14 protein-coding genes are annotated in these 12,042 nt (G+C 43.7%); 6 read left to right on the top strand and 8 right to left on the bottom strand.

The genetic code is table 11. The features are described 5' to 3' along the window. The first annotated feature begins 44 nt into the window (after positions 1–44). Positions 45–800, top strand: coding sequence for a sulfite exporter TauE/SafE family protein (locus AK965_RS09175; protein WP_099079307.1), 756 nt, complete (start codon positions 45–47; stop codon positions 798–800). Positions 801–871: 71 nt separating this feature from the next. On the opposite strand, the gene yfcE is transcribed toward AK965_RS09175, so the two are convergent. The 6 genes from yfcE to AK965_RS09145 form a co-directional block, all read right to left on the bottom strand. Then, positions 872–1,417: a phosphodiesterase gene (gene yfcE / locus AK965_RS09170; RefSeq protein WP_099079306.1), complete on the bottom strand. Its 546-nt coding sequence runs from the start codon at positions 1,415–1,417 to the stop codon at positions 872–874. Between the two features lie 70 nt (positions 1,418–1,487). Further along, positions 1,488–1,697 (bottom strand): hypothetical protein, encoded by a 210-nt coding sequence (locus AK965_RS09165; RefSeq protein WP_099079305.1) that lies wholly within the window; start codon positions 1,695–1,697, stop codon positions 1,488–1,490. 148 nt (positions 1,698–1,845) lie between these two features. Next, a complete protein-coding gene (locus AK965_RS09160) occupies positions 1,846–2,253 on the bottom strand; it encodes a CBS domain-containing protein (protein WP_099079304.1) in 408 nt (135 codons plus the stop codon). Continuing rightward, positions 2,250–2,600, bottom strand: coding sequence for a P-II family nitrogen regulator (locus AK965_RS09155; RefSeq protein WP_099079303.1), 351 nt, complete (start codon positions 2,598–2,600; stop codon positions 2,250–2,252). Before AK965_RS09155 ends, AK965_RS09160 begins: the two co-directional genes overlap by 4 nt. Continuing rightward, positions 2,590–3,381 carry a DUF1538 domain-containing protein gene (locus tag AK965_RS09150; RefSeq protein ID WP_099079302.1) on the bottom strand — a complete coding sequence of 264 codons (792 nt, stop codon included), beginning with the start codon at positions 3,379–3,381 and terminating at the stop codon, positions 2,590–2,592. Before AK965_RS09150 ends, AK965_RS09155 begins: the two co-directional genes overlap by 11 nt. Then, positions 3,378–4,112, bottom strand: coding sequence for a DUF1538 domain-containing protein (locus AK965_RS09145; RefSeq protein ID WP_099079301.1), 735 nt, complete (start codon positions 4,110–4,112; stop codon positions 3,378–3,380). The genes AK965_RS09150 and AK965_RS09145 overlap by 4 nt, the downstream gene beginning before the upstream one ends. Before the next feature lie 273 nt (positions 4,113–4,385). On the opposite strand from AK965_RS09145, the gene AK965_RS09140 reads away from it, so the two are divergent. From AK965_RS09140 to AK965_RS09115, 5 genes are all read left to right on the top strand, one after another. Then, complete coding sequence (locus tag AK965_RS09140) at positions 4,386–5,303, top strand: TIGR01777 family oxidoreductase (protein WP_099079300.1); 918 nt, start codon at positions 4,386–4,388, stop codon at positions 5,301–5,303. Positions 5,304–5,339: 36 nt separating this feature from the next. Beyond that, complete coding sequence (locus AK965_RS09135) at positions 5,340–6,167, top strand: SDR family oxidoreductase (protein WP_099079299.1); 828 nt, start codon at positions 5,340–5,342, stop codon at positions 6,165–6,167. Between the two features lie 454 nt (positions 6,168–6,621). Further along, on the top strand, positions 6,622–7,476 hold the full coding sequence (locus AK965_RS09125) for a co-chaperone YbbN (RefSeq protein WP_099079298.1): 855 nt from the start codon (positions 6,622–6,624) through the stop codon (positions 7,474–7,476). A gap of 154 nt (positions 7,477–7,630) precedes the next feature. Then, positions 7,631–8,545, top strand: a complete 915-nt coding sequence (locus AK965_RS09120; RefSeq protein ID WP_099079297.1) for an SPFH domain-containing protein — start codon at positions 7,631–7,633, stop codon at positions 8,543–8,545. Continuing rightward, positions 8,545–9,006: an NfeD family protein gene (locus AK965_RS09115; protein ID WP_099079296.1), complete on the top strand. Its 462-nt coding sequence runs from the start codon at positions 8,545–8,547 to the stop codon at positions 9,004–9,006. Before AK965_RS09120 ends, AK965_RS09115 begins: the two co-directional genes overlap by 1 nt. A 551-nt stretch (positions 9,007–9,557) precedes the next feature. On the opposite strand, the gene AK965_RS09105 is transcribed toward AK965_RS09115, so the two are convergent. Beyond that, positions 9,558–10,334 carry a DUF2057 family protein gene (locus tag AK965_RS09105; RefSeq protein WP_099079294.1) on the bottom strand — a complete coding sequence of 259 codons (777 nt, stop codon included), beginning with the start codon at positions 10,332–10,334 and terminating at the stop codon, positions 9,558–9,560. Between the two features lie 73 nt (positions 10,335–10,407). Further along, positions 10,408–11,544 carry a porin gene (locus tag AK965_RS09100; RefSeq protein ID WP_099079293.1) on the bottom strand — a complete coding sequence of 379 codons (1,137 nt, stop codon included), beginning with the start codon at positions 11,542–11,544 and terminating at the stop codon, positions 10,408–10,410. Positions 11,545–12,042 lie beyond the last annotated feature (498 nt).

Below are 12,042 nucleotides of genomic sequence, written 5' to 3'. Positions count from 1 at the left end.
TTTGATTCGATAGTAGGGGGCAAGACGCCCCCTTTATTTTGCTCATGGATTGGCTAAATACTCTTACTCTCTTTCTCGGCTCTCTTATCGCCAATACGCTAGCTTCGCTTTCTGGCGGCGGTGCTGGCTTGCTGCAATTCCCTCTTTTGATCTTTCTTGGGCTGCCTTTCTCTGTCGCGCTAGCGACTCATAAAGTCGCTTCAGTGGCGCTCGGCTTAGGAGCAGCGAGTACGCATCTAAAAGCAGGAACAATCAAAGCCAAAGTTGCACTCTACCTAATACTGGTTGGTAGCATTGGTGTGGTTCTAGGTGCCAACCTCATCGTGCAGCTCCCTGATGGTATTGCAGAAAAAATGCTTGGTACCATGATCCTTGCACTCGGTACTTATTCTCGCTTTAAAAAAGAACTCGGCCAAACTGAAACCAGATCGCACCGAGATCCCTTTGGCTTGGCTGTGGGCGGTATGGGCTTAATGGTTATCGGCGTGATCAACGGCTCACTGACAGCGGGTTCAGGTTTACTCGTTACGCTATTTTTAGTCCGCTGGTTTGGCTATGACTACAAACAAGCCGTTGCTTATACCATGGTATGCGTTGGGCTATTTTGGAATGGTATTGGGGGAATCGCCGTGGTTCAAGCTGGCGCTCCGATCCACTGGGCATGGCTTCCAATATTATTAGTGAGCTCTTTCTTGGGGGGGAGTCTAGGCGCATGGGCAGCAACGCGTTATAGCAATCGAGTGATTAAAATCGCCTTCGAAATCCTCACTTTTGCTGTTGGCATCAAGCTGCTAATGTAATGTTGTTCAATCAAAAACAAAGGAAAAGAAAGGAAACCAATGGATCCCTTTCTATTCATTCGACTAAACGGCTAAATCGTTGTTTGTGCCAACACCTCACCTTCCGGTGTCTGCACTGTTAGCGTATTATTTTCCAGTAAGCCATAGCTTCTTGGTAAGCCATTACGTGGAAACGTCATCGAGCCAGGATTAAATATCACCGCGCCATTTTGCATCTCAGCAACCGGCACGTGTGTATGACCAAGCGCAATGACATCACCTTCACGTAGCGAAGGACGCTTTTCACTATTATACAAATGACCATGGGTCAAAAATAAACGCTTACCAGACTCAAGTAAAACCCAGGCGTAATCCATCATCATAGGGAAATTAAGTAGCATCTGGTCAACTTCGCTGTCACAGTTACCACGCACAGCAATAATCTGATCACTGTACTGATTCAGTAACTCTGCAACTTGCAGTGGGTCATGGCCATCTGGCAGCGGGTTTCTTGGACCGTAATTAAGTATATCGCCTAACAAAATTAAATGGTCAGCACCTGATGCCAAGTATAGCTGGATGGTCTCTTCGGTTGCCGGTAAAGAACCGTGCAAATCTGAGGCAAAAAATAGTTTCACAACACCGTCTCCTCAAAAAGTAAGCGGGTATTCTACGGTATTCTTGAGGAAGCTCAACCAACGTGCGAGATTACTGATGGCGAACAAACTCAATCAACATCGGGAGTAAATAAAACCAAGCGACGTATCCAACCCCAACTAGCACGATGAACCACACGGTGAGTGATAAGAACTTAGATTTCGCGAGATGGTTGAGTGGATCCGGTTCCCCACAACACGGGCAGGTATGAGCGCGTTTCGATATTGGCTTCTCACACACAGGGCAATCAACTAATGGCATGATGCGAATTCCTCAACGTCTTTCTGAATTATCAAAGAATAAGCATCAAGAAAAGGATATGCAACTCATACAGTCAATTCAGGCAAGGATACTTTTCGATTCAGAAAATGGACAAATACTGAGCAAGGCGCACGAAATCGAACCTAGCTTACATCTCTTCCTTCACCATTCCATTTATAACAATATTGTTATAACTCACCATTCCAATCACTTGTCCATTTTCAATCACTGGCGCACGACTAACACCAAAGCGTTCAAACAAACGAGCGCAATATTTAACGTTCATGTTAGGGTCTACGCACAATGCAGGTTTTGTCATGATCTCATAGATATTTGTGCGCTGAGGTGCTCTGTTTTTCGCTAATACCTTCTTCGCAATATCATTCATCAGTACGATGCCGTATTCATCATCTTCATTGCGTTTTTTTACCACTAGCGCTTTCACCTGATTTTTTTTCGCTAATGTAATTCCCTCATAGACCGTCATCAATCCATCAACCATTACGTATGTTGCTGCCATAACGTCTCTTACCCGAATCCGCTCATGATCACTCATAACTCATCCTCTACCACTTTCGTCAATGTCTCTACCTGATGGGCCACCCCCACCGCATCTTCCACATCAATCTGCACCGCGATGCCTTGTCCCGACTCTTGGTCAAACTCACCGACTTCGTTAATGGTTTCCAATATGTGGCGTGACAAATGCTCTTCCACCACAAACAACAACACATCTCTTTGCACTTCGAGCGTAAGCCCGAAAAAAGTACGTTTTTGGTTTAGGCCTTCACCCCGAGCATTATTTATCACGGTGGCTCCGGTCGCCCCTGCTGCACGTGCGGCATCAAGTACTTTGTCTGTTTTACCATCTTCCACAAAAGCTAGGATGAGTTTAAAGCGCATTTTCTTTCTCCTCCGATGGTTTTTTATTTAACCACTGAGTTATTTGAGCGTATGCCATAACAGAAATAATAGGGAATAGGCTGGCAAAAGCGATCAAGCCGAACCCATCAATCATCGGATTACGACCAGGAACGGTAGACGCCAAACCAAGCCCTAGTGCGGTGACTAACGGCACCGTAACCGTGGATGTCGTAACCCCACCGGAATCGTAAGCTAACGGCACAATCAGACGAGGAGCGTAAAACGTTTGAATCACCACCACGATATAACCAACAATGATGTAATAATGAATCGGATCGCCAACCACAATGCGATAGCTGCCTAGCGCAATCCCTACGGCAACCCCTAACGCCACAGCCCCCCTCAAACCATTAACGCTAATACTCCCCCCGGAAACTTGATTTGCTTTTATCGCCACGGCGATCAAAGAAGGCTCAGCAATGGTGGTACTAAAACCAATCAAAAACGCAAATAAGTACACCCAGTAATAATCAACCCAACTCAGCACCTGGCCTACCGATATCTTAAATTCGTTCAGAAACTCTGGCGCGGTCAGTTGTACTGCCATCGTTTCACCAAGAGGAAATAACGCCATTTCTAAGCCAAGCAGAAATAGCGAAAGCCCAAAAATCACATATAAGAAACCCAGTAATACCTTAGGTAAGTTTGTAACTGGACGGCGCAACACCGCGAGTTGGAAGCCAAAGATTATCGTCGCAATAGGTACAACATCACGAATGGTAGAAAGAAAAGTGTCAGCGAAATGATCAAACGAAATCATGCAACCACCATCCCGTAAACCATCACAAACATCATAGGCAGCAATGAAGCAAAAGCTATCAACCCGAAACCGTCGATCATCGGGTTTCGTCCCTTAATGGCAGACGCTAACCCAACCCCAAGCGCCGTCACTAAAGGCACCGTAATGGTGGACGTAGTCACACCACCAGAATCATAGGCAACACCTATGATGGATTCTGGTGCAAACCCAGTCAGTATGACCACACCAATGTAACCACCAATAATCATATATTGAATTGGCCACCCTTTTAGAATTCTGAGTACACCAAGAACAATCGCAAGTCCCACTGAAAGCGCCACTGTCATTCGTAAACCCTCGGCATACTCTTGCATTGACTCCTCAGTATTTAGGATCATCCCCCCTTCGGCAGCGACCTCCGATGCCTCTTCTGCGACTGCCGTCAGTGCTGGTTCGGCAATGGTCGTTCCAAAGCCCAAACAAAAAGAGAAGATGAGAAGCCAAAACACGCTGCCTTTTCTCGCAAAGGCTTGCGCCATATTTTCACCAATAGGGAATAATCCAAGATCTAAACCGAAAATAAAAAAGGTGAGTCCAAATACAACCAGCAGTAGACCAAATAGAATTGAAAATAAATGGGGTAATGGTTCCTGTAACACAACGAGCTGAAAAAAAGAAATAACAACAACAATCGGTAACAGATCACGGGCACTATTGAGTAAGGCTCGAACTAGAGCAACAAACGAAGCCATATACTCTCCTTACCGTAAGTTGTGATTGTGATTGTGATTGTGATTAAATTCAGCATGGCATACTTTTCTATAGGTAAGTGTGAGCGACTCAAAAAGCTCCATAACATAATGTTACCATTAGCCAAAATTGTGAGCTTCGAGTAGAAAGTTAGAAAAATGCGTCTAACTCATTAGTTACTAATAATAAAAATAGCAGTACAAGTGGTTGAAATGAACACGCCTAGCGCACAACGACTATAATATGTACATCGTTTTAACAATCGAAGGGAATTCATGAAGATATTATTGACTGGTGGTACAGGCTTTATAGGGTCAGAATTACTCAAGCTCTTAACCACTCATCAAATTATGTTGTTAACGCGAAACCCTGCACAAGCGAAACAACGTCTAAAACATGCCGATGTTGGTAATATTGACTATTTGGATTCCCTTGATTCGATCGAAGATTTGAATGACGTTGACGCTGTAATCAACCTCGCTGGTGAGCCGATTGCCGATAAGCGTTGGACAACAAAACAAAAAGATCTTATTTGCAAAAGCCGTTGGAAGGTAACCGAAAGAATTGTAGAACTGATCCACGCCAGCACCGAACCACCTTCTGTATTTATCAGTGGCTCTGCGGTGGGGTATTACGGCGATCAACAAGATCACCCCTTCGATGAATGCTTACAAGTCAATAGCGATGAATTCACTCATACCGTCTGTGCGAAATGGGAGCAAATTGCTAAGCGCGCAGAATCAGAGCAAACTCGCGTGTGTCTGTTGCGAACTGGTGTGGTACTCGGCCAAAATGGGGGCGCACTTGCCAAAATGCTCTTGCCTTACAAACTGGGCTTAGGCGGCTCTTTGGGCAATGGCAATCAATACATGCCTTGGATCCACATTCTCGATATGGTACGCGCCATTATGTATTTATTGGAAACACCACATGCCCACGGAGAGTTTAACTTGTGCGCTCCTCACCCTGTCAGCAACCGGAACTTCAGCCGTACCTTAGCAAAAACCCTCAAACGTCCTCACCTCTTATTCACCCCGAAATGGGTGATGACCATGGCAATGGGTGAATCCTCATGCCTGTTATTCGATAGTATTCGAGCCAAGCCAAAGAAGCTCACCGAGCTAGGCTTTAAGTTCAGTTATTCGCGAGTCGAACCTGCACTCAAGCACTTGCTTAACGATAGAAGTTGTTGAATGATAAGGATCACTGACCCTTTGTGAGCCTTCTACATGAAAAAATCGATTCTAATCACCGGATGCTCGACGGGCATCGGCTACGTATGTGCCCATGCTTTACAGAAAGAGGGGTTCAACGTCATCGCCTCTTGCCGTCGCGATCAAGATGTTGAACGTCTAAACCGAGAAGGGTTAACCTGCATAACACTGGACCTCAATGATCCTGGCAGCATTTCCCTCGGGGTGAAGCGCACACTCGAATTGACAGATGGAAAGCTTTACGCCGTCTTCAATAATGGCGCTTACGGCCAACCTGGCGCATTAGAAGATTTACCTACTCAAGCACTTCAAGCGCAGTTTCAAACCAATTTCTTTGGCTGGCATCAGTTGGTTCGAGAAATCCTTCCTCAAATGCGAGCACAAGGTGAAGGGCGCATCATTCAAAACAGTTCAGTACTAGGCTTTGCGGCAATGAAATATCGTGGAGCCTATAACGCCTCTAAGTTTGCGCTCGAAGGTTGGACCGATACCCTCCGCTTGGAGTTGATGGACACCAACATCAAAGTCGCGTTGATCGAGCCTGGCCCAATTGAAACCCAATTTAGGCACAATGCTTTAAAAGCTTTTGAGCAATGGATTGACGTTGAAAGCAGCCCACATAAAGCGGCCTACGAAGGGCAAAAACAACGTTTAGACAATGATAAATCGAACAACAAATTCGTCCTCCCTGCGGAATCTTGCATTGATCCCGTGCTACACGCATTAACAAGCGACAAACCCAAAATTCGCTACCGAATCACGACACCAACCAAAGTCTTTGCCGTACTGAAACGCCTGTTACCGACTCGTTTACTTGATAAAATTTTGCGACAAACCGCATAAAAACTTTCTATCACCATGTAATTTTACCGTAACAATGTGATGTCATTATGAGCATGTAGGTTAAGAAAACCTCAATGTTCGAATCAATTCCTTAGTCAGTATCTTTATCCATCAAGCCTGAACGCGATGCCGATACTCACTTAGATTTGGTATCGCCACCCTTTTCTATTTTGTATTTGCACGAGACAATAATGACATTAAATCAGCTTAACTGGCTTAGTGTGGGTGTAGTGTTGGCCATGCTCATCCTATTTTGATTCCACACCTAGCACACCAATAACGTCTACTCTACATCGTACTGGAGCTGGCCAAATTTATTAGCACTTTCGCTTGCTATCTGGAACACGCTGCTTCGGTAGCGTTTTTCCTTTCTATCTGCTTGAACGCTTGAATTTCCATAATTTCAACTCCATATCTACAATCAACAACAAGAAACAAAAGCAAGGATACTCTGATGCAATCCCCATTTATCGTTGAGTTAACAGAACAAAATTTCCGCGAAACACTTGAAGGGTCAATGAACACGCCTGTGTTGATCCAATTCTGGGCGAGCGCTCAACCTGAAAGTGCGCAGGTAATTCCTGAGCTACAAATGCTGACTCAGCAATACAATGGCACATTCACACTTGCTTTATTGAACTGTGAGCAACAGCCCGCACTTGCCTCTCAGTTTGGTGTTCAAGTACTGCCAACCATCGCTTTATTTATCAACGGTCAAGCCGTCGATGGTTTAGGCGGGCCGCAAGCTATCGATACGATTGCGGCAATGCTACAAAAACATTTGCCAAGCCAAGATGAACTCCGGCTCCAACAAGCAAGTGATCTATTACAACAAGGTGAGCATGCGCAAGCGCTCACTATCCTACAAACCTTACCAGAAGAGATCCAAGCTCGTGGTGATGTAAAGCTCGCCAGCGCAGACTGTCTACTTGAAACCAAACAGTTTGAGTTGGCACAAACGCTGTTGAACGCGATCCCACTTGAGTACCAAGACAACTACTATAAAGGCTTGATCGCTAAGTTAGATCTGCATCTTCAAGCAGCAGACAGCCCAGAACTTCAGCGCCTTGAGCAAGAGCGAGCAACAAATCCTGACAACTTAGAATTGGCGTGTGAACTTGCGATTCAATACAACCAAGTTGGCCGTGACGAAGAGGCATTAGAACTGCTTTGGAACATTCTCAAAGTAAATCTCGGCGCTCAGGATGGCGAAGTGAAGAAAACCTTTATGGATATCTTAAGTGCACTAGGCCAAGGTAACGTAACCGCAAGTAAATACCGTCGTCAGCTATACTCTATCTTGTATTAGCCTTATTAAGGCAACATGTAGTACAACTATAAGGCTGGATTATTCTGGCCTTTATTCTGTCAGGAATCTAGCACAACTCTCATTTATTCAATTGTTTAATCCCCCTTAATGCGCAAAAATAAACCAACACATTATGCACTTTAGGGAATAGCACATGCCAATTGACTCATTAATTACCATCGGTATTTTCGTCGCTCTGGCGATCATCATTCTCGCCTCTGCAATCAAAACGGTTCCGCAAGGCAATAACTGGACGGTAGAACGCTTTGGGCGCTATACCCACACGCTAAAACCCGGGTTAAATTTGATTATCCCTTTCATTGACCGCGTTGGGCAAAAAATCAACATGATGGAGCGCGTTCTCGATATTCCAGCGCAGGAGGTCATTTCCAAAGACAACGCGAATGTCGTCATTGATGCCGTTGGCTTTGTTCAAGTGATTGATGCCGCTAAAGCCGCTTACGAGGTCAACGATCTTGAACATGCGATCCGCAACCTTACCCTAACCAATATTCGTACCGTCCTTGGTTCTATGGAGCTGGATGAAATGCTCAGTCAGCGAGACATGATCAATACAAAATTGCTGACCATTGTCGACCAAGCAACGAACCCATGGGGAGTAAAAGTCACTCGTATCGAGATAAAAGATGTCCAGCCACCAGCTGACTTAACAGCAGCAATGAATGCACAGATGAAGGCAGAACGTAACAAACGTGCCGAGATCCTAGAAGCTGAAGGTATCCGTCAGGCAGAGATACTTCGAGCTGAAGGCCAAAAACAATCTGAAATATTAAAAGCTGAAGGTGAGAAACAGTCTGCTATTCTTCATGCTGAAGCACGTGAACGTGCGGCTCAGGCGGAAGCGAAAGCAACACAAATGGTTTCTGACGCGATAGCTCAGGGTGATATGCAAGCGGTCAATTATTTCATCGCTCAAGGGTATACCGACGCACTGAAAAGTATCGGCCAAGCGGAGAATGGCAAAATCATCATGTTACCTATCGAAGCGACGGGCCTGATGGGGTCTATTGCGGGCGTGGCAGAAATGTTTAAACAAGGCAAAGCGTAATGAGCTTATTTAGTTTTCTGCAAGGGGTAACTTTTTGGTATTGGATCGCATTTGGTCTCGCATTGCTTGCCGTGGAGTTGCTAGGGACAGCCGGTTATTTTCTCTGGCTCGGGATATCGGCTCTACTTATCGGCATGATAATGTCCGTCCTCCCCATAAGCTGGCAACTCCAGTGGCTTGCTTTTGCTACGTTCAGTCTCGTCACCACTTGGTTATGGTGGCGTCGCCAATGGGCGAAAGACAGGAAAAACGATCAAGAACGGGATCTTAACCAAAAACATAAACAGCTTATTGGTAATATCGTCACCCTTGAAGAAGATTTTAAGGTTGGAATCAACCGACTTCGTGTGGCAGATACCACTTGGTCTGCCCAATGCGAACATGATCTCCCTGCCGGGACCAGAGTCGAAATCGTCGCGATTGAAGGTATAATCTTAACCGTAAAACCCGTCTCTCAATAATTTTTGCCAAAATAAAGGGGTGACTATCACCCCTTACTTCAGTCCTTTCTAACTACCTATTATATTTCATTACGTTATTTTAATTACCAATGGAAATTAAGTGATAGATATATTAATAAAATCCTATCCTTTTTTAAAACACCTTCCTTGAAGTTGATAAACATTCAGCAACATACATATCAAAATAGACTAAATGTAAATCTAAATTCATTTTAAAAAATAAAAGCTTATTGAATTTATTTTTGATCTTTTCGGGTCTCTATACATACTTAACGCATAAGCATGGGTATGAAGTGCTTATATTTTTAAAGGTAAGTAAGAGGGAAAACTATGAAATCATTTTTACCATTACTTCTCACAGCGTTGTTTGCATTTTCAGCATCAACGACTGCTAGTACACTAGGTTCAACCGCTTTAGGGCCTTTAGTAAATTGTAATATGGACAACAATTCTGTTGAGTACATCCCTAGCGAAATGTGTCGTATCCAAGGTGGTACATACTCTTGGCCGCAATAAAATAATGTTGGGGGCTTATATCGCCCCCAATTTGATCATTCTTGATTTATTAGCCATGTGGCAATTGACTTTTTACCGCTTTTTTCAGTCTCATTAAACCAATAAATCATCATTTCTAAACTCTGAGATTGTTGGTTATTTTCTTGTTTTATTTCTGAGTTTCTATTGCTTAATGCTAAATCAGTAAAGGTTTTTCTATCACTACTGTTGGCTTTTTCATACCAATACTTAATCATTTCAACCGATTTACTATTTGATTCCGCTTTCGCGTTTTCTACTGCATATGAATTATTATTGACACTACCTTTTTCGTCTTTTGCTGCTAAGTAGCCAATCGAGAAGCCGTTTTTGTGATTGTATTTGGCAACTTCTTTTTCATAGTCACGGGTTAGGCCGCCGCTGTCTGGCAGTATTGCTTGAACATTTTCGACGAGTTCACCTGATTTTTTGTTTCTCAAAATATAGCTTGGAGATTGATCAAATTTTTTCGCGTCTTCAATTTTGGTGAATGTAGTAGGTAAAAGCAGTTCAAGATCCGCATTCGATGTTTCAAACGTAATGATAAATGGCTTTGAATTAAATTTTTCTCGTTCACCGTATTGATTTTGCACTAGCTTACCAACACTCACGACCATTTGATTGAGTCCATCGTCTAGAGTAAGCACACTATTTCTGTTAATAAAAAAGCCCTGTTTTTCACCATTGACTACGATTGGCGCGATATCTCGATGCAAATCAATATTAACCGCTGACATCACACTACAAGAAAAGACGCCTACAGATACTGCAAGCCACTTACCTATTGATTTCATATCCTTCCCCTCAACTAAAAAGCGAGCGTCAATGACGCTCGCTAATAATACATTAGATAATGACTTAGCTAAATTAGAAGTAGTATTCTACGCCAGCTAGGACACCGTTTGTCCACTTATCAGAGTCATTCATCTTGTAGTTACGAGAATCTAGGTATAGGTATGTGCTCGGTAGTAGGTAACCAAGACGTGCTGTTACCGCTAGATCGTTTGTTTTGTTACCATACTTATCACGAAGTGTCTTACCATCAGCTTTAGCTTCGTCAGTTGATGCGTAACCCGCTTTAAATACCCACTGACCATCAAGTACGTATTGTGCTGTTGCAGAATAAGCATTTTGCTTAGCCTTAACTGCTTTGCCATCGTAAGCGTTGTTTTCCATACCTTTCATTGCTGCAGTCAATGTTAGGTTATCTAGGAATACGGAACCACCTACTACGTAGTAAGAGATGTCACCCGCTTTTTTAACATAAGCCGCCTCTCCTGGTTGCTCAGCCCACTCACCATCTTTGTCCTGACCCCATGTTGGATCAGTTGCTGCTACATCAACGTTGTAACCTTTTTGCGTGTAGTAACCCGCGTGAACGCTGAACATCTCTTGTGAGTAAGAACCCGCAATGTTAGATACGATTTGCTCTGTAGACGAACCCATACCACTTAATGTTGCTTGGAAGTTGAAACCATTAAAGTTCGCTGAATCAAAACGCAATACGTTGTTTGCACGATCTTCGTAGCCAGCACCGATATCGTTGTTCCAATCAAAAACGTTACCAAGACCTGGGTTTGAGTGTGGCCAGTCTACGTAGTTGTATGCAGCAACAAGTTGACGACCCCATTTAAAGGAACCAACGCCGTCAAAATCAAAACCTAGGTAAGTATCACGTGCACCTAACTGACCGTTATCTGTGTGCGTCCAAGATTGGTTAGGATCGAAACCGCCGTTGTTTGCGTTACCGCCTTCGATTTGCCAAATGAAGTTAGGGCCGAAATCTTCGAACTCAACCACACCACGGAAACCTATGCGTGATTCGATAGTTGTAGCAACTGAACCGTCACCTTTTGCTGGGTCAACATAAGTCATGAAGCCAGCTGCTTGGCCGTAAAATTGAACCGCATCACCCGCTAGTGGGATTGCTGCGTTTGCTGTGCCCGCGAAACCTGCTGCAGCTACAGCAGCGCCTAGTAGTGTACGTTTAAACATTTTGTCCATGGAAAACTCCTAAAAATGGATATAGCTGTATTTTTCTTGCTCACCTTAAGTTGGCCGCCAAAGGGGAGAAGTAAATTCCTATGTGAACCTCATTGTTTAAAATTCAGTTCTTATTTTTTTCTGCATACACACTGTGTATCCATGGTGCTAGACTAACTTCGCGGCGATAAACATCCAAATGGAACTTATTTTTTTTCTAAAAAAATATGACCAACGCCAAAGTTCCATACAAGTTGTTGATCTAGATCTTACTTTTTACCATAAGATTTCATTCTCAGTAAAAAATAAACACTTTCAACAACTTAAGTGCTAGCACTGAAATTTAACTTGAAGCAGATCGCAGACTAAACAGAAGAATAAACGCAATAGCGTGTTGAGAGATCCCGATCACTGAAATGATTTCATTGCCATTGGCCAGCCTTAATTGCACGCTTTTTAATCAACACAAAAAAGCCTCAGGTGATTGTCATCTGAGGCTTTTAAGCTATTTCTTAGCTT

It is taken from the genome of Vibrio sp. PID17_43 (genome assembly GCF_002608565.1).
In the GTDB taxonomy this organism is placed as follows: Bacteria; Pseudomonadota; Gammaproteobacteria; order Enterobacterales; family Vibrionaceae; genus Vibrio.
Note: the sequence above shows the minus strand (reverse complement) of the source record. Positions and strands in the feature narration are given on the sequence as shown.

What these genes read in the sequence shown, in the direction of transcription:
- AK965_RS09175 (WP_099079307.1), top strand. Translation starts at nt 45, where the DNA reads ATGGATTGGCTAAATACTCTTACTCTCTTTCTCGGCTCTCTTATCGCC.
- AK965_RS09165 (WP_099079305.1), bottom strand. Translation starts at nt 1,697, where the DNA reads ATGCCATTAGTTGATTGCCCTGTGTGTGAGAAGCCAATATCGAAACGC.
- AK965_RS09160 (WP_099079304.1), bottom strand. Translation starts at nt 2,253, where the DNA reads ATGAGTGATCATGAGCGGATTCGGGTAAGAGACGTTATGGCAGCAACA.
- AK965_RS09155 (WP_099079303.1), bottom strand. Translation starts at nt 2,600, where the DNA reads ATGCGCTTTAAACTCATCCTAGCTTTTGTGGAAGATGGTAAAACAGAC.
- AK965_RS09150 (WP_099079302.1), bottom strand. Translation starts at nt 3,381, where the DNA reads ATGATTTCGTTTGATCATTTCGCTGACACTTTTCTTTCTACCATTCGT.
- AK965_RS09145 (WP_099079301.1), bottom strand. Translation starts at nt 4,112, where the DNA reads ATGGCTTCGTTTGTTGCTCTAGTTCGAGCCTTACTCAATAGTGCCCGT.
- AK965_RS09140 (WP_099079300.1), top strand. Translation starts at nt 4,386, where the DNA reads ATGAAGATATTATTGACTGGTGGTACAGGCTTTATAGGGTCAGAATTA.
- AK965_RS09135 (WP_099079299.1), top strand. Translation starts at nt 5,340, where the DNA reads ATGAAAAAATCGATTCTAATCACCGGATGCTCGACGGGCATCGGCTAC.
- AK965_RS09125 (WP_099079298.1), top strand. Translation starts at nt 6,622, where the DNA reads ATGCAATCCCCATTTATCGTTGAGTTAACAGAACAAAATTTCCGCGAA.
- AK965_RS09120 (WP_099079297.1), top strand. Translation starts at nt 7,631, where the DNA reads ATGCCAATTGACTCATTAATTACCATCGGTATTTTCGTCGCTCTGGCG.
- AK965_RS09115 (WP_099079296.1), top strand. Translation starts at nt 8,545, where the DNA reads ATGAGCTTATTTAGTTTTCTGCAAGGGGTAACTTTTTGGTATTGGATC.
- AK965_RS09105 (WP_099079294.1), bottom strand. Translation starts at nt 10,334, where the DNA reads ATGAAATCAATAGGTAAGTGGCTTGCAGTATCTGTAGGCGTCTTTTCT.
- AK965_RS09100 (WP_099079293.1), bottom strand. Translation starts at nt 11,544, where the DNA reads ATGGACAAAATGTTTAAACGTACACTACTAGGCGCTGCTGTAGCTGCA.